The 20,592-nt window shown below is 40.0% G+C and carries 24 protein-coding genes and 1 pseudogene; 17 read left to right on the top strand and 8 right to left on the bottom strand.

The window, feature by feature from the left end:
• Window positions 1-107: 107 nt before the first annotated feature.
• The 4 genes and pseudogenes from H6G69_RS34030 to H6G69_RS22940 form a co-directional block, all read left to right on the top strand.
• Window positions 108-1,361, top strand: a pseudogene (locus H6G69_RS34030) (SUMF1/EgtB/PvdO family nonheme iron enzyme); the annotation flags it as partial.
• A gap of 93 nt (window positions 1,362-1,454) precedes the next feature.
• Window positions 1,455-1,772: a diversity-generating retroelement protein Avd gene (avd, locus tag H6G69_RS22950; protein WP_190691433.1), complete on the top strand. Its 318-nt coding sequence runs from the start codon at window positions 1,455-1,457 to the stop codon at window positions 1,770-1,772.
• Between the two features lie 221 nt (window positions 1,773-1,993).
• The gene (locus H6G69_RS22945; protein ID WP_397326975.1) at window positions 1,994-2,221 is read left to right on the top strand and encodes a hypothetical protein; all 228 of its coding nucleotides are present in this window, start codon (window positions 1,994-1,996) and stop codon (window positions 2,219-2,221) included.
• Between the two features lie 297 nt (window positions 2,222-2,518).
• Complete coding sequence (locus tag H6G69_RS22940; RefSeq protein WP_190691432.1) at window positions 2,519-3,160, top strand: type I restriction endonuclease; 642 nt, start codon at window positions 2,519-2,521, stop codon at window positions 3,158-3,160.
• A 331-nt stretch (window positions 3,161-3,491) separates the two neighbouring features.
• Here H6G69_RS22940 and H6G69_RS22935 read toward each other — a convergent pair whose 3' ends face one another.
• The 3 genes from H6G69_RS22935 to H6G69_RS22925 all read right to left on the bottom strand — a co-directional run bounded on the left by H6G69_RS22935 (window position 3,492) and on the right by H6G69_RS22925 (window position 4,766).
• Window positions 3,492-3,716, bottom strand: coding sequence for a type II toxin-antitoxin system RelE/ParE family toxin (locus tag H6G69_RS22935; protein ID WP_242072150.1), 225 nt, complete (start codon window positions 3,714-3,716; stop codon window positions 3,492-3,494).
• Window positions 3,713-3,979 (bottom strand): type II toxin-antitoxin system ParD family antitoxin, encoded by a 267-nt coding sequence (locus H6G69_RS22930; protein ID WP_190691431.1) that lies wholly within the window; start codon window positions 3,977-3,979, stop codon window positions 3,713-3,715. Before H6G69_RS22930 ends, H6G69_RS22935 begins: the two co-directional genes overlap by 4 nt.
• Before the next feature lie 142 nt (window positions 3,980-4,121).
• A complete protein-coding gene (locus H6G69_RS22925; RefSeq protein ID WP_190691430.1) occupies window positions 4,122-4,766 on the bottom strand; it encodes a GerMN domain-containing protein in 645 nt (214 codons plus the stop codon).
• 228 nt (window positions 4,767-4,994) lie between these two features.
• On the opposite strand from H6G69_RS22925, the gene H6G69_RS22920 reads away from it, so the two are divergent.
• From H6G69_RS22920 to H6G69_RS22905, 4 genes are all read left to right on the top strand, one after another.
• The gene (locus H6G69_RS22920) at window positions 4,995-6,467 is read left to right on the top strand and encodes an integrase (protein WP_190691429.1); all 1,473 of its coding nucleotides are present in this window, start codon (window positions 4,995-4,997) and stop codon (window positions 6,465-6,467) included.
• Between the two features lie 96 nt (window positions 6,468-6,563).
• Window positions 6,564-9,965, top strand: coding sequence for a PAS domain S-box protein (locus tag H6G69_RS22915; RefSeq protein ID WP_190691428.1), 3,402 nt, complete (start codon window positions 6,564-6,566; stop codon window positions 9,963-9,965).
• 177 nt (window positions 9,966-10,142) lie between these two features.
• On the top strand, window positions 10,143-10,781 hold the full coding sequence (locus H6G69_RS22910) for a Uma2 family endonuclease (RefSeq protein ID WP_190691427.1): 639 nt from the start codon (window positions 10,143-10,145) through the stop codon (window positions 10,779-10,781).
• Between the two features lie 182 nt (window positions 10,782-10,963).
• Window positions 10,964-11,179 (top strand): hypothetical protein, encoded by a 216-nt coding sequence (locus tag H6G69_RS22905; protein WP_190691426.1) that lies wholly within the window; start codon window positions 10,964-10,966, stop codon window positions 11,177-11,179.
• Window positions 11,180-11,214: 35 nt separating this feature from the next.
• Here H6G69_RS22905 and H6G69_RS22900 read toward each other — a convergent pair whose 3' ends face one another.
• Window positions 11,215-11,574 (bottom strand): DUF4351 domain-containing protein, encoded by a 360-nt coding sequence (locus H6G69_RS22900; protein WP_313951819.1) that lies wholly within the window; start codon window positions 11,572-11,574, stop codon window positions 11,215-11,217.
• Window positions 11,575-11,855: 281 nt separating this feature from the next.
• Here H6G69_RS22900 and H6G69_RS22895 point away from each other — a divergent pair, with 281 nt between their 5' ends.
• Genes H6G69_RS22895 through H6G69_RS22880 form a run of 4 tightly spaced genes read left to right on the top strand, consistent with a single transcriptional unit; the run spans window position 11,856 to window position 13,424 of the window.
• On the top strand, window positions 11,856-12,128 hold the full coding sequence (locus tag H6G69_RS22895; protein WP_190691425.1) for a DUF1778 domain-containing protein: 273 nt from the start codon (window positions 11,856-11,858) through the stop codon (window positions 12,126-12,128).
• On the top strand, window positions 12,129-12,635 hold the full coding sequence (locus H6G69_RS22890; RefSeq protein WP_190691424.1) for a GNAT family N-acetyltransferase: 507 nt from the start codon (window positions 12,129-12,131) through the stop codon (window positions 12,633-12,635).
• A gap of 49 nt (window positions 12,636-12,684) precedes the next feature.
• Entirely contained in the window at window positions 12,685-13,101 is a 417-nt protein-coding gene (locus tag H6G69_RS22885; RefSeq protein ID WP_190691423.1) for a XisH family protein, read from the top strand.
• The gene (locus H6G69_RS22880) at window positions 13,089-13,424 is read left to right on the top strand and encodes a XisI protein (RefSeq protein ID WP_190691422.1); all 336 of its coding nucleotides are present in this window, start codon (window positions 13,089-13,091) and stop codon (window positions 13,422-13,424) included. Before H6G69_RS22885 ends, H6G69_RS22880 begins: the two co-directional genes overlap by 13 nt.
• 196 nt (window positions 13,425-13,620) lie before the next feature.
• On the opposite strand, the gene H6G69_RS22875 is transcribed toward H6G69_RS22880, so the two are convergent.
• From H6G69_RS22875 to H6G69_RS22865, 3 genes are all read right to left on the bottom strand, one after another.
• The gene (locus H6G69_RS22875) at window positions 13,621-13,977 is read right to left on the bottom strand and encodes a four helix bundle protein (protein ID WP_190691421.1); all 357 of its coding nucleotides are present in this window, start codon (window positions 13,975-13,977) and stop codon (window positions 13,621-13,623) included.
• 156 nt (window positions 13,978-14,133) lie between these two features.
• The gene (locus H6G69_RS22870; protein WP_190691420.1) at window positions 14,134-16,173 is read right to left on the bottom strand and encodes an SUMF1/EgtB/PvdO family nonheme iron enzyme; all 2,040 of its coding nucleotides are present in this window, start codon (window positions 16,171-16,173) and stop codon (window positions 14,134-14,136) included.
• A 59-nt stretch (window positions 16,174-16,232) separates the two neighbouring features.
• The gene (locus H6G69_RS22865; protein WP_190691419.1) at window positions 16,233-16,616 is read right to left on the bottom strand and encodes a hypothetical protein; all 384 of its coding nucleotides are present in this window, start codon (window positions 16,614-16,616) and stop codon (window positions 16,233-16,235) included.
• Window positions 16,617-16,760: 144 nt separating this feature from the next.
• Between H6G69_RS22865 and H6G69_RS22860 the strand changes: the two genes are divergently transcribed.
• From H6G69_RS22860 to ispE, 5 genes are all read left to right on the top strand, one after another.
• Window positions 16,761-16,985 carry a CopG family transcriptional regulator gene (locus tag H6G69_RS22860; protein WP_190691418.1) on the top strand — a complete coding sequence of 75 codons (225 nt, stop codon included), beginning with the start codon at window positions 16,761-16,763 and terminating at the stop codon, window positions 16,983-16,985.
• Window positions 16,972-17,310 carry a type II toxin-antitoxin system PemK/MazF family toxin gene (locus H6G69_RS22855; protein ID WP_190691417.1) on the top strand — a complete coding sequence of 113 codons (339 nt, stop codon included), beginning with the start codon at window positions 16,972-16,974 and terminating at the stop codon, window positions 17,308-17,310. Before H6G69_RS22860 ends, H6G69_RS22855 begins: the two co-directional genes overlap by 14 nt.
• A gap of 18 nt (window positions 17,311-17,328) precedes the next feature.
• The gene (locus H6G69_RS22850) at window positions 17,329-18,129 is read left to right on the top strand and encodes a Uma2 family endonuclease (protein ID WP_190691416.1); all 801 of its coding nucleotides are present in this window, start codon (window positions 17,329-17,331) and stop codon (window positions 18,127-18,129) included.
• Between the two features lie 185 nt (window positions 18,130-18,314).
• A complete protein-coding gene (gene rsmA / locus H6G69_RS22845; protein ID WP_190691415.1) occupies window positions 18,315-19,157 on the top strand; it encodes a 16S rRNA (adenine(1518)-N(6)/adenine(1519)-N(6))-dimethyltransferase RsmA in 843 nt (280 codons plus the stop codon).
• Complete coding sequence (gene ispE / locus H6G69_RS22840) at window positions 19,150-20,097, top strand: 4-(cytidine 5'-diphospho)-2-C-methyl-D-erythritol kinase (RefSeq protein WP_190691414.1); 948 nt, start codon at window positions 19,150-19,152, stop codon at window positions 20,095-20,097. The genes rsmA and ispE overlap by 8 nt, the downstream gene beginning before the upstream one ends.
• A 190-nt stretch (window positions 20,098-20,287) precedes the next feature.
• Here ispE and H6G69_RS22835 read toward each other — a convergent pair whose 3' ends face one another.
• Complete coding sequence (locus H6G69_RS22835; RefSeq protein WP_190691413.1) at window positions 20,288-20,563, bottom strand: hypothetical protein; 276 nt, start codon at window positions 20,561-20,563, stop codon at window positions 20,288-20,290.
• Window positions 20,564-20,592 lie beyond the last annotated feature (29 nt).

Genomic DNA, 20,592 nt, shown 5'->3' with positions numbered 1-20,592 from the left:
GAGATTTTACCGCAGACCCATGAAACATTTGTGCAAGTTGCAATGATTCGGTTAATGCTGAGAAGACTGGCTTAATTGATTCGTTTAATACTTTCCAAACATCCTCTAAGGCAATTATAGAAGAAGTATTGCAACCTTATAGAGAATACGAACGTAAACGCGATCGTTATGAACAAGCTTTGATTCGTGCAGTTAATGAAGAACAATATCCGTTTAATGAGGTGATTCAACAGGATTTACACGAATATCAGCAATATTTAGGACTCAGGGACGAAGATATAAAAGCAATTAAACAACGTGTTTTAGCTCCCAAAGAAGCTGAATATCAGCGACAACAGGAAGAAGCGGAAAGGATACTTCAAGAACAACAAATAGCTGAATATCAAAGACAGGAAGCTGAACGGTTACGTCAGGAAGAACAAAGAAGACGGGAAGTTGAAAGGTTACGACAAGAACAACGAAATACAAAGCCATCTCCAGGGATTCAAACTCGGACTTTTGAATTTGAAACAGCTACCATCACTGGTGTAAAATCGGGGTTTTTAGGGATGGGTAAAAGTTGTGAAATCAACCGCCGTCGCGGACAGTCCGAGTTTTTTGCAGACGACTTGGGTAATGGTGTAGTGCTGGAGATGGTATCAATTCCTGGCGGTACATTCCTCATGGGTTCGCCAGAGAGTGAGGAGAGACGACATAACTCGGAAAGTCCGCAGCATAATGTTACTGTTCAATCCTTTTTCATGGGTAAATTTCCCGTCACCCAAAGGCAATGGAAAGCCGTTGCTGGGTTTGATAAGGTAAATATTGATTTAAATCCCAATCCATCTAAATTTAAAGGCGATAACCGCCCTGTAGAACAAGTTTCTTGGGATGATGCGGTTTAGTTTTGCGCTCGACTGTCGAAAAAGGCTGGAAAAACCTACAGGCTACCCAGTGAGGCGGAATGGGAATATGCTTGTCGCGCAGGAACAACTACGCCGTTTTATTTTGGTGAAACGATTACGACTGAGTTGGCGAATTATAACGGAAATTCTACCTATGGTTCTGCTCCCAAAGGTGAATATCGAGGGCAAACAACCGATGTAGGGAAATTTTCGGCAAACCCCTTTGGTTTATTTGATATGTGTGGTAATGTATGGGAATGGTGTCAGGATGAGTGGCACGAAAACTATAATAATGCGCCCACTGATGGAAGTGCGTGGCTCAGTGAGAATGATAATCAAAGTCGTCTGCTGCGCGGTGGTTCGTGGTACTTCATTCCTAGGTTTTGCCGTTCGGCGTCTCGCTACAGGGTTGGGCGTGACAGCGGGCTTAACTTCGTGGGTTTTCGGGTTGTGGTTGTGCGGGGCAGGGCTTCTTAGCACTTTATCCTCTTACCCTTTAGCACTCTGCACTTTTTTCTTTACCCTTCCCGCGCGAAGCGCGATAAAATTTTTTAGCTTTTTTGTATCTTGATGAGTGATTTACCTATAATACAGAAAACATACGATTTAATCAAGTGGTATGTGCCAATTTTAAACCGCATTCCCAGAGATCATAAATTATTGTTGGGTAATCGGATTATTACAGAACTATACAACTTACTAGATGTTTTAATCGTAGCACGCTACGCTAAACAGAAGTTAATTTATTTAGAATCTTTGAATAGTAAGTTAGATATCTTGCGTTATCAAACTCGAATAACAACGTGGGTTTTCGGGTTGTGGTTGTGCGGGGCAGTACTCTTTTGTGTCAGAACTGGTAAATGGGAATTTATCGGGAGTACCAAATAAGAGTCCAGGCTTAATCCAGTGAGGTTGATGACAATCTCCGAATATCAAACCGTGTCGGATAGCTTGGTAGGCTGCAAAGTCGAACAGTTGTCCGATTCCAGTATTTCTTACAACAGATGACAGACTCTTCAAAAAAGCTCGAAAAAACTCTCAATTAATTAATGTTTTGATTAGTAATCCCGTTCAATGGCTGGCTGAAGTAATACAAACCGAGGAAAGCAATGATGAAAACTCAATATGAAATTATCAAACAAGGCTACGATGCCTTAATTAATTCTTTAGGAGTTGCTGATACTATTCGATTTATTCAATATTTCAAGCCTGGCAAAGGAGACTATACCAAAGAACGCCATAAATGGCTAGATAAAAAAACTTTGGCGGAGGTGTTGGAAGAGATAGAAGAATTACCAGAAGAAGATACCAATCAATATGATGAAATTATTGAGTAATATCTGTAATATCTCAACACACATCTTGCACCTAGCCCTAGCGAATGGAATTCGCGGCTATACAAACGTGCGTCCGCCTACGCGGACTGACGAAAAGTCTAGGGTTTGAAACCCGCGCAGGCGGGTTTTGCCTGTGTAGCCGCGACTTCAGTCGCCCGGTGCAAGATATGAATCAACTTGAATTCACAATCGATGTTAGGTTTTGCTTTGTTAAATTAGTAATGGCTGCCTATCCTAAAAACTACTATCGTAGGAAGTGCGATCGCTTTTCAGCTAAATTACTTTGGTAAAGCAAGGATGACACAAGTATCAGCAATCACAGAAGCGATTACCAACTTAAGAGAAGCAGAAACCCGCTTTGGTTTAGTTCGTATTGAAAGAGAAGAATTTCTTCCAGAGTGGAAGAGTGAATTACCCCCAATTTCTGAAGCAGAAAAGGCTGCTTTAGATGTATTGCGACGCAGATATCTTTATCACCGTAGTGAAGGTGATTTGTTAGAGGGGACAGTGATGTTGTTAGTAGTATCCCCGTTGCTGGCACTGTCGGGATTTTATGACCCTCCTTTTAAGATTAAGACGGAATCATCTGTAGAGTTAGTTCTGGATGATGGGGAAGAAGTGCTGCGTGGAAGGATTGATGTTTTGGTATTACAAAATCAGTTGTGGGTGATGGTGGTAGAGTCTCAAAAAACCACTGTTTCGGTTTGGTCGGCTCTACCGCAAGCGCTCGCTTATTTAATGGCTAATCCTCACCCTGAGCGACCTGTGTTTGGTATGGTGACTAATGGGGATGATGTTTTATTTATCAAAGTCAAGCAAGAAGCAGGTACGCCGCACTACGATTTATCGCGGGTGTTTGCTTTGTTTACATCTGCTGGGGAATTGTATACTATCTGGCAAATTCTCAGGCGTATTGGTTTAGAATGTGCGATCGCCTGAATTGTAAAACATAATTAACCCGGCAAAACTAATTTTAATTCCAGAATACAAGTGATGCGATCGCACTGTATAGCTGTCAATATCCTTGTGCGCCTCCACCCAACCTACATTTCTGTTGTATGACTAATTACTTTTATCGTCCATGTCTGCAAATATAGATTCTAAATCCCGATAACCACTAACTACTCGTACAATCACCACGCTATCTTCAAAAACTTGATAAAAAATAGGCGTTGCATAAATGCGGGATGAATTGAGATGTTTAACAAAAATAAAATATTGATTCTTCGCGCCTTTGCGCCTTTGCGCGAAACAAAAAACATCCCACTAATCAGCAATGCCAAAAAATAATGTAACCATCCAGAGGTATCCCTCTCAGCCTTGGGTCAAATTTGGCGTAACTTCGCCCGATATTGGGGAATTGAACTACATTTTGGCATTTTCGATTAAATTCTCGAATAAATCTTTCGCCAGCGTTGACATTGCGAGCTAGAAAATAATCCAAAATTTCCTCTAAATCTTGGCTTGCTTCCTTGGCAATAAAGTATTGCATCATCCTTGAGTCTCACGGGCTATGCGTAATTTCTCCTCTAGTCGGGCCATTACCACTTGACTATCTAATACATCTCCATGTTCGATAGAAGCAAGTCCAGCAGCTAGTTTTTGCTGAGTTTCTTCTTCCCATTCCTGATAACCATTTTCCCATTCTTCCAGTAGTTTCAATGCTTTAACAATCACATCTTCAGCGTTTTCATATCTACCTGTAGCAATTCGGGTTTGGATAAATTGCTCATACTCTGCTTGGAGTTGGATGTTCATAGTTTTTAGCGGTTAACTCAGAGTTTTATCTAGCCTCATTTTAGCCAAGCTAGCATTTTCTCAGTACGCGATCGCATATTAACCTGGCAAAACTAATTTTAATTCCAGAATACAAGTAATGCGATCGCACTATTCATCAAAACTACAACACAATTTCTTCACCTTTTTCAGTGAACCGCACTTCTTTAATCTTCCATTGAGGATTACTAGTTAAAGTTTTGCGGAGACTACCAAATAAAGCAAACTGTTCACAACTGGAAAGAGAAGCTAATTGGCGTTTGGACTCAGGTGAAAGGCGCAAATCAACTGTCGCCACACCATTTTGGACTTTCACACGATAACCAGACAAACTAAAGTCGGCGGTGTCTCTTTCATCGATGATTTTACCAACTGCACTAGTTACAGGTTCTTCTGCTGGGACTGCAACTTTTTGTGGAATTAGTTCTTGACACTGAGTATCGCTAGTAAATAATGTGACGTTGACTGTTTTTGGTGCAGTTGCGGTTTTGTCACTTCCTGTGGATGTGTTTGTATCTAATGGCTCAATCTTCGGCTTGGTGGTTTGAGAAACGGCTGGAGGTGTGGTTGTTTCTGCTGGTTCTACGTTTGGGGATTTGGCTCTGAGTTGAGCCATACTGGGGCTTTGAATTGGGGCGATGGAAGATTGGGTATTTGCCGGGTTTGGGCTGTCAGTGGTGCTAGATGTGGGGGTAGGATTAGAACTACAACTGCCTAGAGTAGCAGCGATCGCTACTATCATCAATGGTAATAAATATTTTTTGCTCATATTCGTACTGCCATACTTTATCTATCAACTTCAGTGTTGCTGGTCACAATTCCGTACAATTTTCGGAATTTTACACCATGAGAACTTACGCACAAAGTTTGTCTGTAGAGACTGGGTGAAAGGGAACCAAAATCTTTTTTATGCTTCTGCCTCTAACAATAGTTTATAAATCAAATAAGATGTTATATCTTCAAAACTAAGACTAGTCCCAAAAAAGGAATATAACCCATGCCCCATCATGAAAGCAGCAGCTACGACCCGCGTAAAGCTGAATGGGATGGTATAAAAATTGACCAATGGGAACCATCTAAATGGAAGCAGTGGAAAGCTAAACAACCTGCCGCAGATGAATTTGCCAAGATTGAGCGCGAATATCTCCGAATTAAATATGTCATTCAACAAACTAATTCTGCCTTAACTTTAGAAAAGGTTAAAGTTAAACTGAAATTAACGAGTCATCAAAGTATCGGTTTACAAGGCACATTTCCTTGTCGTCCTGGTGATGTGGGCAAACAAGGAAGCCCCAATAAACAATATACGATTTCTTGTGGTTTCACTGCTAATGATACTGGTATCAAAATGGCAGTTTTAAAAGCCAGAGAATTAGATTTATTGTTAATTACAAAGCAATTTCAATGGACTCCTGAATTATTAGGTAAGCAAGCTCAAAAATTCGCCCCAATAGATACAGAAATATCGCCTAAGCTGATTAGTGAATTAATTCAAGCATACGAGCAACAATTTTGGAAAACGCACCAAAAAAACAGGCAAGGAATTCGTACTTGGGAAACTCACTATTTACGGCATCTCAAAAAATTGCCGCAAGATTTACCTTTGTCTGCCCAAGCTTTAGAAGCGGCATTAGATAAAACTAAACCGAATACATCTGCGAGATTTTTTTTGGTGTGGCAGTTGAAAAAGTTTTGTGAGTTTTGTGGAGTGAAAAATTTTCAAACGATTTATAGTTATGCTACTCCTAAACCCAACCCAACAATTCGCAAAGTGCCGACGGATGAAGAAATTATTCAAGGTTTTAGGAAAATTGGTAGTCCATTATCGGTATATGCTAGTAGGGAAAATTTGACAGAACCAGAGCAATGGCAGTGGGCATACGGGATGTTAGCGACTTATGGCTTAAGACCCCATGAATTATTTGCTGTTGATTTAGAAGCTTTTCTCAACCCAGAAAATACTTTTCATTTAGTGAAATTAAATCCTATCTTGACGGCAGGCACAAAAACAGGTGAACGTAGTTGTGGGATTCCTCCAATACATCCTCATTGGATAGAATTATTTGATTTGAAACAGGTAAAATTACCTTGTAACGCCGGAACTCTGAATAATAAAACCGCCAAACTCCAAACTAAATTTAGAAATGCTGGTGTAGGTTTTAAGCCTTATGATTTGCGCCATGCCTATGCACTGCGTGGTCATCGTTTAAGAGTTCCAATAAAAACGATGGCAGACTATATGGGACATACAGTCCAGGAGCATACTAAAACTTATCAAAGATGGATGAATGAGGATGCGAATTTAGCGATTTATCAAGAAGTTGTGATTCATCGACAAGGTACTACTAAGGAGGCTTTGCAGGAGAGAATTAAAGAATTAGAAGCAGAAAATACAGCGTTGAAAGCGGAAAATGCTACGCTTAAAGGTTTGTTGATTAAACATCAATTAGGTGAGTTGCTCAATCAATAAATTTCCGAGAAGAATCAAGATTGTTGCTGTTTAGCTGAAATTGGGAAATATAGAAGTTAGTTCACTTCCGTTCCCAAATAGGCAAGCAACAAAACTATGGTCGGTAATCTGATTACTATTGAAAGAAATACTTATGACTCCCTGCAACAAGAACTCAGAGCGTTGCGTCAGACAGTTTTTGAATATCAGCAAACCGAGCTATTTAGTTTAAAAAATATTGCAGATAATCTACTGGGGGCAATTTTTCAGTTGACCCACCACAATGGCACTTGGCAGGTAGATTATGTCAGTGATTATATTTGGCAAATTGCCGGTATTACAGCAGCCGAAATGACGGTAGATATAAATACATTTTTGGCCTGTATACATCCAGAGGATTTTGCCAGTTATGTTGCTTCTAGTCATGAAGCTGTAGCAAATTTTATACCTTGGCATTACGAGGGACGTTTAATTAAACCTAATGGGGAAATTCGCTGGTGGCAAGGAGACTCAACACCGACACGCAATGAACAGGGAAAAATAATTTTCTGTGGTGTAGTTTTAGATATTACAGAACGCAAACAAGCTGAAGCGGCTCTGCAACAACTCAATGAAGAGTTAGAAGCAAAAGTAGAAGAACGTACCGCCGCTTTACGCCAAAGCGAAGCTAGATTCCAAAAGCTAGCTGATAGTATCCCAGGGATGTTATATGAATTTCGCCTGGATACTGATGGTAATATGTCTTTTCCTTTTGTGTCTTCGGGATGTCGTGAAGTTTTAGGGTTAGAACCAGAAAAAGTTCAAGAAGATGCGGTGGTAGGATTTGCTAATGTCCACCCTGATGATCTTCCTGAGTTGCAAGCGGTAATTATGCGTTCTGCCGAAACTCTACAAAAATTCGACCATAAATGGCGGGTGGGACATCTTTCTGGTGAACAGAAATGGGTTCGCGGTTCATCTCGCCCAGAATTGCAAGTAGATGGAGCGATTATTTGGTATGGTTACTTGGTTGATATTACTGAACAGCAACAAACCCAACAACAATTCAAAGAGCAAGCCCAGTTTTTACAAAGCATTTGGGAAGGCGTAGATTATGGTATCTACGTTTTAGATGTTTTAGACAACGGTGCAGAGTTTCGCTACGTTAAATTTAATCCTGCCATTCTTAACTTTGGCTTCCTACAGTTGGAATCTTTGGTAGGGCAAACAATGGCAGAAGGGTTAAGTACGAAGATAGCAGAGCATTATCGTCAATACTACAGAGAATGTGTCCAAGCTCGCAAGACGATATTTTTTGAAGAATCTTTTGTAGTCAATGAACAAGAAATGTGCTGGTTGTCCAATGTTACACCACTTTTTGATAGTGACGCGCAAATTGCTCAACTAGTGATTACTGTCGCCGACATTACAGAACGTAAGCAAGCTGAGAAAGAACGCCAGCTGTTTGTTTCTTTAATTGAAAATAGTAGTGATTTTATTGGCTGTGCAGATATAAGCGGTAAACCTATATTTTTAAATGAAGCTGGACGCAAGCTGCTGGGGTTAGCCAGTCAAGGATTTAGTGAAGATTTTACTATTGATACCTGCTTTGCCCCAGAAGATAAAGAATATGTCTATCAGCAGATTATTCCAACGGTGATGCGAGATGGTGTTTGGCAAGGTGAATATCGTTTCCTACACTCTCAAACCAAAGAAATTATCCCTGTTGATTATAATCTTTTTTTGATGAAAGACCCGGAGACTGGTGAACCTTTATATTTATCAACTATTACACGGGATATCCGCGATCGCAAACAAGCAGAAGCTCAACTACAAGCACAAGAACAATTTTTACGCACTATTTATGATGGCTTCCCACACTTTATCTTTGTCGTCGATGTTTTAGACAACGGTGAATTTCGGTTTGCTGGCTGCAACTCAGCAGCAGAAAAAACCGTAGGTATGAGTCATGCAATAATGCTCGGCAAAACTCCTGAACAATTGTTTGGTGTGGCTGAAGGTGCAGTTCTTACTCAAAGATATCAAAGTTGTGTAGAAGCTGGTACTAGTATTAGTTATGAAGAATGTTTAACTTTTCATGGTGAAGAAACTTGGTGGTTAACTACTCTTAATTCTTTAACAAATGATGCAGGTAGAATTTATCGTCTTGTAGGTTCAACTTTGAACATTACAGCCCGCAAAAAGGCCGAAGCCGAATTGCAAGCCAGCCAACATTTTATTCAACGGATTACAGATTCTTCTCCTAATGTCCTCTACATTTTCGATTTAGAAGAACGATGCAATGTCTATGCCAATAAAGAAATTACGACTGTGCTTGGTTACTCTGTTGAAGATATGCAGCAAATGGGAGATAACCTAATTGCTAATATTGTTTATCCTGATGACATAGGGGTAGTTATCCAAAATCATCAACGAATAGTTACAGCAAATGATGGAGATATTTTTGAGATTGAATATCGGGTAAGAAAACAGAATGGTGAATTGGCTTGGCTATGTACAAGAGAAACTCCATTTACTCGCAATGCTGATGGCAAAGTTAAGCAAGTTTTAGGCGTATTAACTGATGTGACTGAAAGCAAAAAAGCCGTTATTCAATTACAACAACAAGCCAAAAATTTAGAAAACACTTTATTAGAACTGCAACGTACTCAATCTCAACTTATCCACAGTGAGAAAATGTCTTCATTGGGTAATATGGTTGCAGGTGTAGCTCATGAAATTAACAATCCAGTCAACTTCATTCATGGTAATGTTATTCCCGCTAGCGAGTATGCCCAAGATTTATTACGACTAATAGAACTTTATCAGCAGCATTTTCCTTATCCACCTGAAGAAATTCAAGCTGAAATTGCAGCTATTGACCTTGACTTTCTCAAGGAAGATTTTGTGAAGCTGCTACAATCTATGCGGTTGGGTACACAACGTATCCGAGAAATTGTTTTATCTTTGCGCAACTTCTCACGTTTGGATGAAGCTGAATTTAAACAAGTCGATATTCACGAAGGTATTGATAGTACTTTAATGATTTTGCAAAATCGCCTGAAATCTAAGCCGGATCATCCTGAAATTGTCGTAGTTAAAGAATATGGCAAATTACCTTTGGTTGAGTGTTATCCTGGGCAATTAAATCAGGTGTTTATGAATATTTTGATTAATGCCATTGATGTTTTAGATGAGACTTTTCTAGGCGAAAAAGGACAAATTGCTATCCATACCGAAGTTATTCATAGTAATAGGGTTGCTATCAAAATTAAAGATAATGGGATGGGGATTCCCCAACATCTGCGTTCTAAATTATTTGACCCTTTCTTTACAACTAAAGATGTGGGTAAAGGTACTGGTTTAGGGTTATCAATCAGCTATCAAATTGTAGTTGATAGGCATGGTGGGAAGTTATGGTGCAATTCTGAACCTGGAGAAGGTGCAGAGTTTGTGATTGAAATTCCTATTACCCAATCTGAAAGTCTTACAAGGGAACAGGGAACGGACAACAGGCAACAGGGAAATCCCCATAATTAAAATTAGGGAATTTGTATAAGGACGTATTTTTTCTGGCACTCAGGGTGTTCTCGACACAGTTGATAGAACTGTTCATCAGTAAGTTTAATAATTGCGTTGAGGTTGAATGTAATAGCTGTCATTGCTATATGCTGGAGTTAGTACTGGTTAGGTTAACTGGAAAAAGCGAGGAAAGTGATGTTACTGGAACTCAACCAACTAATTGTACCTGCTGGTCATCAGTTGCTAATTAAAAATATATCTTGGTCAACTTATAAACATATTTTGACAGAATTAGGCGAAAATCGCAGTTCGCGCATATCTTACAGTCAAGGGGTGTTGGAAATCATGGCTCCATTACCAGAACATGAAGTAGGCAAGAAAATTATCGGTAATTTAGTAGAAATTCTCCTAGAAGAACTCGACATTGAATTTTGGAGTTTGGGTTCTACAACTTTTGACGAAGAAAAAATGGATGCTGGGGTAGAACCTGATGATTGCTTCTACATCCAAAATGAAGCAGCTGTTAGAGGTAAGGACAGAATTGATTTAACAATTGATCCGCCCCCAGATTTAGCTATTGAAATTGATATTACATCACGGACTCGGTTTAATAATTATGAAGTGTTAGGAGTAAGAGAATTATGGCGATGGAGAGGCAATAAATTAGAAATTAATGTCTTAATTGATGGTAAATATGTCACAACTAATAACAGTCTGACTTTTCCTAATTTACCGATCGCACAACTGATTCCTGAATATTTACAACGGAGTAAAACTGAAGGCAGAAATGCAACAATGAAAGCTTTTCGTGCTTGGATAAAAGAACAATTATGATGGCGATCGCACTTATCAATTCCTCGTTAAAACCAGGGAATTATTAACAATAATTTTTTTATTTATAGTTGACAGGTATAAAATTATACTTTAATATAAAGACATGATAAAGGCGACCGCACGCATCTTTGGCCGGAGGGCGATCGCCTTTATCTAAACCCCAGTATCGGAGTATAAATATAATGATGGCACAATTATCAAAGTTAGATACACCCACCCGCAATCCCAACAGAGAACCGATAAAGCATATCCTGATGGGTTCTTCTCAAGCCGTTACCAGTACAATTCACCATTTGCAGATGATTGGCTACGCCAGTGTGGGAGATTGGAGTCCTCTGCTACCCACTGGTAACGCAGATGAGGTGATGAGTATTTTAATTCGGCAAATTTTGATTTAATAACCTAGTAGAGACGTTGCATTGCAACGTCTTTACTATTGCAATGCATTAAACCAATTTTCTAAATCTGCAATTCCCTGAAAATCTAACAAGGCTTCTGCCAGATTTTCTAATTCTTCTAAAGAAAGAGTTTCGATTCGACCAATCAATGCTAAGGGTAATTGTCCCACACGACGATTAAGTAGACGGAAAATGAGTAATCTTTCTCCTTGTAGCCGTCCGCGCTGTTCTCCTTCAGCGAGAATTTCTTGATAAATCACTGACTCGCGCATCATATCCTCCCGAAACAATTGTCGAATCAAGTCTTTTTTGTATTTTAACCCTGCAAAGATTTGGGTATAGGCGGAGATTTCTGGCTTTTGTCTTGGTTGAAGTTGATTGACTCGTTCTACCACTTGTTGCAATAAGGCTTGGGGTTGGGTAGTTGCTGTTAGTACAACAAGGCAAAAGTAAAAAGAAAGAATAGCGATACCACAAGCCTTTTAGCAATTTTTTATGGTTTGTTTATTTACGCCGACTTGTACTAGTGGTGTTAATGGTACATTGATGATGGACAATTTTTATAGATTATTGTGATTATCTCTTGATTATTTGCTGCGATCGCTCTGGTTTTTGAGGCTAATCGCACTGTTGCTTTGTGTTGACATTGTATATACAAAATTATATATTGTATATTATGGAAAATCAAAACCGTAATATAACCATCAACATCCGCGCACATCAAGCGCAACGAGATTTGATTGATTTAGCCGCCCAAGCACTAGGTAAAAATCGCTCAGATTTTATGTTAGAAAGTGCTTGTCGAGAAGCCCAAGCAGTTTTACTAGACCGTAGACTCTTTATGTTAGATGATGAGAAATTCCAAGAGTTTATGGCAATTCTTGATGCACCACCATCAGCCAATGAAAATCTGCGTCAATTGCTGAGTGAAAAAGCACTTTGGGATTAAGTGAATCAAATATTACAACCACCTCAACCCATTAAAGGGGAGCATCAGTTTGCAGATTTTAATTCAGGTAATGCGGAATTAGATGAATGGTTGCAGAAACGGGCGTTAAAAAACGAAGATAGTGGTGCGTCTCGAACTTATGTTGTCACAGTTGAGCAAACAGTTATTGCTTATTATTGTCTTGCTAACGGTAGTGTATTGAACACCACCGCACCAGGGAGAATCAGACGTAATATGCCAGAGTCAATTCCTGTCATGGTTATAGGAAGACTTGCTGTAGATTTGAACTGGCAAGGAAAAGGAATTGGTCGCGCTTTGGTGCGAGATGCAGTACTTCGCACATTACAAGCTGCGGATATTGCAGGAATTAGGGCTATTTTAGTTCATGCGATTTCTGAGGAAGCAAAGCAATTTTATGAGAGATGTGGTTTTATTGCGTCGCCTGTTGCACCAATGACACTGATGGTTACGCTGAAGGATGCGAAAGCGGCTTTGGGAATTGATTGATTACCTTACCTACGCATTAAAATATGAAGTAAATCAGAAAAAGTCAACTATGGCAGCTAAAGATAAATTTCATGCTGTGGTTAGAATTGCTTTAGAAAAGGAGCAGTGGAAAATAACCGATGATCCTCTGCGACTGGAAGTTGGCGGAACTAAATTTGAAATAGATTTAGGTGCTGAACAACTATTAGCAGCAGAGCGAGGTAAAGAAAAAATTGCAGTTGAAATTAAAACATTTTTGAGTGATTCACCACTCACAGATTACCATGCTGCGTTAGGGCAGTTTTTGAATTATCGACTTGCTTTAGAAATCAGTGACCCAACTCGAATTCTTTATTTGGCAATACCTGTAGGTGTTTATGAAGCTTTTTTCAAGCGGGAATTTGCCCAACTATCTGTAGAGAGATATCAGATTAAACAAATTATTTATGACCCGATTCAAGAGGTGATTTTACAATGGATACCCTAGAGTCTTATCGCAATATCATTCAGTCATTGCTGACAGTTTATGCTGCTATCCCAATAGCAAATGGTCAGATTGATTGTTACACAGTTTTTGATACAAAACAAGACCATTATATGGTTATGAATGTGGGTTGGGATGGTCATCGGCGAGTTTATGGCTGTGTTTTACATTTAGATATTAAGCAGGGAAAAATTTCAATTGAGCAGAATATGACGGAAATGAGAGTGGCTCAAGAACTTGTCGAGCGAGGGGTTCCTAAAGATGATATTGTTTTAGGATTTCAAGCTCCCCAAATGCGAGAATATACAGGATATGGAGTTTTTTGACAGTTATCAGGTGTCAGTTATCAGTTACCAGTTACCAGTTATCAGTTATCAGTTATCAGTTTTTTATTGATACAGCATTTTTGATATGGATGAGGTACATTTTCTAGTCTCTAGTCCCTAGCCCCTAGTCTCTCTCCCCTTTGAAAGATGTACTGCACTAAACTGAAAAATGCTGTAACTGTTCACTGTTCACTGTTCACTGATTACTGTTAATTCTTGTTTTTTTGAGGATTGAAAATAGCATTTTTCCTATTTCGTCTGCGTCTGTGTAAATACTTTTAAATGCTTTTTCTTCTATATATTCTGTGTCTTTCAAGAGAGAAAGCCAATATTTAGTTTCCAGACATTCTTTATATGCAATGGATATTTTGGCAGAAAAATCTGCTGCTGAAATTCCTCCATTGGCTTCAGCAATGTTAGCACCTATTGATGTACCACTTCTGATTAGTTGCTTCGATAAAATAAATTCTTTTTTGTCTTGAGTAAGATATTTGTGTGCCTTAACTATTCGGATAGCAAACTTATATGCTTTTTCATATACCAAGCTGTTCATGTCAGTTAACAGTTAACAGTAGACAGTTATCAGTTTATGAATAAATCAGTATTACAGCCTCTGAGTTTATTCGTAGTTATTAATCTTCTGTGATAACTGTTCACTGATAATTCGTAGTTTTCATTGATAACTGATAACTGTTCACTGATAACTGATTTACGCCCCCGCAACCACACGAAAACCCGCATCGAGGTTACGATCCTCGCGCGCGAAGTTGTAACGGTAGGCAGACCGACAGAACCTAGCACTTCTGAACCACGAACCGCCACGCAGCATCCTTATGTTATTATCTTTACCAGTTAACCACGCACTCCCATCTCTCGGCGCGCCTTGGTAACTATCGTTATATACATCTTGACACCATTCCCATATATTACCACACATATCACACAAACCGAAAGCATTTGGCGGAAATTTATCTACATCTGTTGTTTGCTGACGATATTCACCTTTGGGTGCAGCACCGTAGGGATAGTTACCATTGTAGTTAACTAATTCTGGGGTGATGGTTTCCCCAAAATAAAACGGCGTAGTTGTTCCCGCACGACAAGCATATTCCCATTCCGCCTCACTGGGTAGCCGATATGTGCGTCCTGTTTTTTGACTGAGTTTTTTACAAAACTCTACCGCATCATCCCAACTCACCTTTTCTACAGGTCGTTTCTCACCTTTGAAACTGGAAGGATTTTTCTCCATAATTGCTTGATACTGCGCCTGAGTAATTTCATATTTCCCCATGAAAAAACCTGAAACTTTTACTTGATGCTGGGGACTTTCATCTGAACCTCGGTCTTTCTCCCCTTCCGGTGAACCCATCATAAAGGTTCCCCCTTGTATCTGCACCATTTCTAACGTGATACCATTTCCCAAGTCTTCTACAAACTGCTTTCCTTTCAGTTCAGGGCGACTGATAACATTCCCTTTTTCATCTACCTTCGCAGTTTGAAATGGAAAGGTTTGTAAGTTGAGTTTTTGTGAAGTTGCAGGTTGAATAACAGGGTTTTCTCCTGAATTAGATTGCCAAAGGCGCGGTACTATAATTGCTAAACCTAAACCAGCACCCGCAAACCCAACTGTTTGAATTACTCGTCGCCGCGACAGGTTAATTACTGGTGACGGTGAAGGAGTTTCAACAGGTGTAGGATTTTTTGGTGTGATAGGTCTAGGATTTGGAGGAGTATTATTAGTTCGTGATGAAGCTGACTTTGAAGACTGTGTGTTTACAGGTGTATTTGTAGCTGACTTAGGTGAAATTGGTTGCTGGGGTTGTTGAGGTATATCAGGAGTTGAGTTTCTTAACCGTTCAATTCTTTGCAACGCCCTCACCGCTTCCATATCTGTACCAGAAGCCGCAGCTAACACCCGTATCCATAATTGTTCTGCTAAATCTAAATTTCCTTCATCTTTTGCGCGATAAGCGTCATTTTTCAATGTAGCAATATCCGCCAGGGTTGCATATCGTGGTACAAGTATCAGGTGCGATTTATTTACAGGTTCCGCAATAATATATGGTGTTTGCCGCGCATTTTTATGCTGACGTACAATTTCCGGCACACGCAAATTAAGATATTGGTTCAACCTTTCAACAGTGGCGCATTGTCCTTTAATACCCAACCCTTCTAATAACGCTGTAGTAAAAGCACCTTGCTGTAATGCGTCAATTTCATAAGAATATTCCTGGGGACTACAGGAAAATATACTAATCACGCCTTTTTGTCGCGCTTCCTCTTCTGTCTGTCTCCCAATACCTTCACCCGCGCGAGTTCCCAAACTGCGACAAGCATCTAAAATCAACACAACATTATCAGCACCACAACGCCGCAACCGTTCGGTGACAAAGTTAATGGGTATCGCTGTTTCTTCAATATCTGCCGGGTTCCCATCTAAGGGCATGAGATAATCGCGTTCAGCATGGCGCATCCCATGTCCACTAAAAAAGAACCAGAAGTTATCACCTGCACCCATGAAGGGTTGATTAAATAACTCTAAAAAGACGCGCCGCAAATTTGCACGGGTGGGACGAGTTGATTTACCGCCAATATCAGGGGAGTCATCGGTGAAGAAAAATATCTTCTCAAACCCCGCTTTGTTGCAAAGAAAATGCTGGATTGATTCTGCATCCCGCTTGGCATAGTTTAGCCGTTGCAGATAATCATACTGGTTAATGCCAACTGCGATCGCCCAATTTTTCGCCATCTGAATTGAAAGTGCTGAGTGCTGAGTCAAAGTTGTGTTGTGTACGCAGTTTATGACGGCTACTTTGCTTCTTGTCGCTTAAATGTCAGCTTTATCGCACCTTTCCCACTAGCTTTGACACCGCTACCAATTAACTTAACTTCCCCTTCGCCGCTAATTTCTACCGATAGTTCAATTTCTTCTAGCTGCATTTTAGAATTTGCTTGCTGTTCTGCACGGCTAAACAAGCGTCCTACCACTTGCAGAAAATGTGCCATGTTCTGCTCTAATGTTTGAGCATCAACTTTCACAGCATCGCCTTTAGTGCTAGTAGGTGCTTTTTCGGTTTCTTCTCCCCAGCTGCTGCGGGTGTTGCCTATTGCGCCTTTTCTCCCGTCAGGAATCGAAATTTGCGGTGTGTCGTCGGTAACAATCCATAAGCTGTCTGTAGATATGTCTGACATACTATACTCAGTTTTTACTTAGCATTTTCGCATAAATATTTTGTATCACGCACAAGAGAATAAATATAAAAGATGAACACAGCTATGCTACTTGATAAACTACCATTAAGTAAGAAACTTTTTACTACTTTTAGGTAATGCTCTATGCAAGTTGAAAAACTATCAATTTCCTTATCGGCTCCTCTGGTAAGATTTGTGGAAAGTTATAAACTAGCCAAAGGCTGTAAATCTCGCTCTCAAGTTATTGAAATGGCACTGCAATTGTTACGACAACAGGAATTAGAAGCAGCTTATCGAGCCGCATCTACTGAAGTTGATCATGATTGGGATGTTACGATTGCGGATGGATTAGCAGATGAAGCGTGGTGATATTTATTATGCAAATCTCAGTCCAACTGTAGGCTCAGAGATGGATAAACGCCGTCCGGTGCTGATAGTCAGTAATAATGCAAATAATAATGCTGCTGACACGGTGACAATTCTACCAATTACATCGAATGTTAAGCGTGTTTATCCGTTTGAAGTTTTACTTAGTCCAGAAGATAGTGGTTTACCTAAACCTTCTAAAATACAGGCGCAACAGATACGCACCATTTCTCAGCAAAGAATTATAGGAGAAGTGGTAAATAGTTTAAATGAAGAGTTAATGCAATTAGTTGATGCTGCTCTTAAACTACATTTAGCGTTGGAGTAGGAAAGGTGAGGTAATACTATGATCATCGCCAACAAAAATCTGACTCTACCAGATCATACTCAGCTACCAGATTCTGATGGCAATTTTGTGAAAAATTTCCAGGAACATCCACAAAGTATTTTATTAACTGATTCTATTCTGCCACGGTTACAAGCAATTCATCCTGATGGATATTATTGTATTGGTCAAGATTCTGGTATCTACTGGCAGTTAACAGATCCACCAGAAAAAGGTGCAGAAGCACCAGATTGGTTTTATGTTCCGAATGTTCCCCCAACTCTCAATGGTGAAATTCGACGTTCTTATGTGTTTTGGCAAGAATTAATTGCGCCATTAATTGTTTTAGAATTTGTGTCGGGAACCGGAGCAGAGGAACGAGATAAAACTCCCTATAAAGGGAAATTTTGGATTTATGAAAATATTATCCGTCCTCCTTATTATGGTATTTATGAAGTTAAAAAAGCCTCGGTGGAAGTCTATCAATTAGTTGCCAATCATTATGAAAAAATGCTTCCTAACGATAGAGGACGTTATGCAATTCCGCCTATGGGTGTGGAGTTAGGTATCTGGCAAGGTCGTTATCAAAATGTAGAATTACCTTGGTTGCGCTGGTGGGATGAACAAGGTAATTTTTTGTTGACGGGAGATGAGCGTGCGGAAGTTGAACACCAACGCGCGGAAGTTGAACGTCAACGCGCGGAAGTTGAACGCCAACGCGCGGAAGTTGAACGCCAACGCGCGGAAATAGCTGAACAAGAAAATGCTCGATTACGCGAACAATTACGCGCTTTGGGTATCGACCCTGATAATCTCAGTTAGATAATGATAGGCGATCGCAATGGGTAAGTTGAAGTTGCGATCGCCTGTTTTAATTACCACATTTAAACTAATATGTCCACAAAATTAGGCAATATAGCTACAAAAATTATTAATTAAAAGTAAGCAAAAAGTAAGAAATGGATTTTTGGTTAAACGCCCAAAACATTATAGGAAAAGAGAAATAGATGGTACGACCGCGCAAGGTTTTTGCTCAACATTGGCTCAAAAGTGACAAGGCTCTCAACGCCATAGTGCAGGCGGCAGAGTGTAGTACAAATGACCGCATCCTGGAAATCGGGCCGGGTACAGGCATTTTGACACGGCGTTTATTACCTTTAGTACAGTCTTTATTAGCAGTCGAAATCGATAGGGATTTATGTAAGTTATTAGTCAAAGAATTAGGAAGTAAAGAAAATTTTTTATTATTACAAGGTGATTTTTTAGAGTTAGATTTAGCCGCGAATTTAACAGCGTTTCCCAACTTTCAAAACGCGAATAAAGTAGTGGCGAATATCCCCTACAACATTACCGGGCCAATCATCGAAAAACTATTAGGAGCAATCGCCAATCCTAACCCCAAACCATTCGATTCCATCGTGCTATTAATTCAAAAAGAAGTAGCAGAAAGATTGTATGCTAAAGCAGGTTCAAAAACCTTTGGCGCGTTATCAGTTAGGGTGCAGTATTTAGCAGAATGTGAGTTAATTTGTACAGTTCCAGCAAGTGCATTTTATCCACCGCCAAAAGTAGACTCGGCTGTTGTCAGGTTGCGTCCACGTCAGTTAGAAATTCTTGCCAACGACCCACGCAGATTAGAGAATCTGGTAAAGTTAGGTTTTGGGTCAAAGCGCAAAATGTTACGGAACAACTTGCAATCTGTAATTGACCGCGATCGCCTGACCCAATTACTGGAACAATTAGAAATAAATCCCCAAGCCAGAGCTGAAGAAATCAGCACTCAGCAATGGGTAAGCCTGAGTAACCTACTCAGCACTTTTAACTCAGAACTCAGCCCTCAAGATGCGTAGTTACACCCTCATCGCTCCTGCCAAAATTAATTTGTATCTGGAAATCATCGGCGATCGCGCTGATGGTTATCATGAGTTAGTCATGATATTGCAAAGCATCGACCTCGCCGACAAAATTTCTGTCCGCGCCATCAGTGAACAAATTATTCGCGTCCACTGTAACCATCCCCAAGTTCCCACCGATAAAACTAATCTCGTCTATCGCGCCGCCGAATTAATGACCAAACAATTTCCCGAAGCTGCGGCGAAACATGGTGGAGTGGAAATTACATTAGAGAAAAATATTCCGGTGGCGGCTGGGTTAGCGGGAGGTTCAACAAATGCGGCAGCAGTTTTGGTAGGGATAGATTTATTGTGGAACTTGGGACTGACCCAAACAGAAATTGAAGAGTTGGGTGCTACTTTAGGTTCAGATATACCATTTTGTGTCGCAGGTGGAACAGCGATCGCTACAGGTAGAGGAGAACAACTCGCACCACTACCGAGTTTAGATCATATATATATAGTATTGGCCAAATATCGGAGCCTAGAAGTATCTACCCCTTGGGCATACAAAACCTATCGTCAAGAATTTGGTCACACCTATCTCAAAGACACCGAAGATTTAGCCGCCCGCGCCGCCGCAGTTCATTCAGGTGAAATAGTCCAAGCAATAGTCCATAAAGAGGCAACAGAAATTGCCCAAAAATTGCACAACGATTTAGAGCGTGTAGTTTTACCTGCTTATTCCCAAGTCATGCAACTGCGCGAATTGTTTGCAACTCAACCAGGAGTTCTCGGAACCATGATGTCTGGTTCCGGGCCGAGTGTGTTTGCAATTGTCGAGTCGGAACCCCAAGCCCAAGCAGTCAAAAAATTTATTAGAGAAACAATTCCCGACGAAGATTTAGAATTGTTTGTGACTCGCACCATTACACATGGCATTCAGATAGCATCTTAAAAAGTAAAAAGTCAAAAGTAATCCCCATAAATATAGCGTTTCCTAGTCTGCTGAAGTACAAATCTCTGCGTACCTCTGCGTTTCAAAATATTACCTGTACCTCACTTAACTGGGAATCGCTATAAATGGGCTGGCGACTTTTGCTTTTTAACTTTTTACTTTTGCCTTGTTCACTCAGCCTAAATCAAAATTACGACTGAAGTTTAAATGCAACAATACCAATCAATGCCGCAAGGCCTATAGCTCTGCGAAAATAATTAACACCGTCAAACAATTCCAGCCAAGCCCAAGTAAACAACGAGCCAGTCGCCAGAGTATCAAACACTATATTAATTTTCCCAGTAGAAAAAACTAACGATAATATACCTGTGACAAACCACACAATTAGCGGTAAGTTGGGCATCTGAGCAATGACAACATTACCGTCGCTATCGCGGAAGGTTTTATCAATTAATGTATTGTTCATAATTTTTGATTGTAGTTGTTTAATCAAAT

Source organism: Nostoc sp. FACHB-110 (assembly GCF_014697425.1).
Classification (GTDB): Bacteria; Cyanobacteriota; Cyanobacteriia; order Cyanobacteriales; family Nostocaceae; genus Nostoc_B.
The sequence above is the reverse complement of the archived record's forward strand: the minus strand, read 5'-3'. Positions and strand labels throughout refer to the sequence as shown.

Coding starts and splice junctions, on each gene's coding strand:
- avd (WP_190691433.1), top strand. CDS start 1,455: ATGAGTGATTTACCTATAATACAGAAAACATACGATTTAATCAAGTGG.
- H6G69_RS22945 (WP_397326975.1), top strand. CDS start 1,994: ATGATGAAAACTCAATATGAAATTATCAAACAAGGCTACGATGCCTTA.
- H6G69_RS22940 (WP_190691432.1), top strand. CDS start 2,519: ATGACACAAGTATCAGCAATCACAGAAGCGATTACCAACTTAAGAGAA.
- H6G69_RS22935 (WP_242072150.1), bottom strand. CDS start 3,716: ATGATGCAATACTTTATTGCCAAGGAAGCAAGCCAAGATTTAGAGGAA.
- H6G69_RS22930 (WP_190691431.1), bottom strand. CDS start 3,979: ATGAACATCCAACTCCAAGCAGAGTATGAGCAATTTATCCAAACCCGA.
- H6G69_RS22925 (WP_190691430.1), bottom strand. CDS start 4,766: ATGAGCAAAAAATATTTATTACCATTGATGATAGTAGCGATCGCTGCT.
- H6G69_RS22920 (WP_190691429.1), top strand. CDS start 4,995: ATGCCCCATCATGAAAGCAGCAGCTACGACCCGCGTAAAGCTGAATGG.
- H6G69_RS22915 (WP_190691428.1), top strand. CDS start 6,564: ATGGTCGGTAATCTGATTACTATTGAAAGAAATACTTATGACTCCCTG.
- H6G69_RS22910 (WP_190691427.1), top strand. CDS start 10,143: ATGTTACTGGAACTCAACCAACTAATTGTACCTGCTGGTCATCAGTTG.
- H6G69_RS22905 (WP_190691426.1), top strand. CDS start 10,964: ATGATGGCACAATTATCAAAGTTAGATACACCCACCCGCAATCCCAAC.
- H6G69_RS22895 (WP_190691425.1), top strand. CDS start 11,856: ATGGAAAATCAAAACCGTAATATAACCATCAACATCCGCGCACATCAA.
- H6G69_RS22885 (WP_190691423.1), top strand. CDS start 12,685: ATGGCAGCTAAAGATAAATTTCATGCTGTGGTTAGAATTGCTTTAGAA.
- H6G69_RS22880 (WP_190691422.1), top strand. CDS start 13,089: ATGGATACCCTAGAGTCTTATCGCAATATCATTCAGTCATTGCTGACA.
- H6G69_RS22875 (WP_190691421.1), bottom strand. CDS start 13,977: ATGAACAGCTTGGTATATGAAAAAGCATATAAGTTTGCTATCCGAATA.
- H6G69_RS22870 (WP_190691420.1), bottom strand. CDS start 16,173: ATGGCGAAAAATTGGGCGATCGCAGTTGGCATTAACCAGTATGATTAT.
- H6G69_RS22865 (WP_190691419.1), bottom strand. CDS start 16,616: ATGTCAGACATATCTACAGACAGCTTATGGATTGTTACCGACGACACA.
- H6G69_RS22860 (WP_190691418.1), top strand. CDS start 16,761: ATGCAAGTTGAAAAACTATCAATTTCCTTATCGGCTCCTCTGGTAAGA.
- H6G69_RS22855 (WP_190691417.1), top strand. CDS start 16,972: ATGAAGCGTGGTGATATTTATTATGCAAATCTCAGTCCAACTGTAGGC.
- H6G69_RS22850 (WP_190691416.1), top strand. CDS start 17,329: ATGATCATCGCCAACAAAAATCTGACTCTACCAGATCATACTCAGCTA.
- rsmA (WP_190691415.1), top strand. CDS start 18,315: ATGGTACGACCGCGCAAGGTTTTTGCTCAACATTGGCTCAAAAGTGAC.
- ispE (WP_190691414.1), top strand. CDS start 19,150: ATGCGTAGTTACACCCTCATCGCTCCTGCCAAAATTAATTTGTATCTG.
- H6G69_RS22835 (WP_190691413.1), bottom strand. CDS start 20,563: ATGAACAATACATTAATTGATAAAACCTTCCGCGATAGCGACGGTAAT.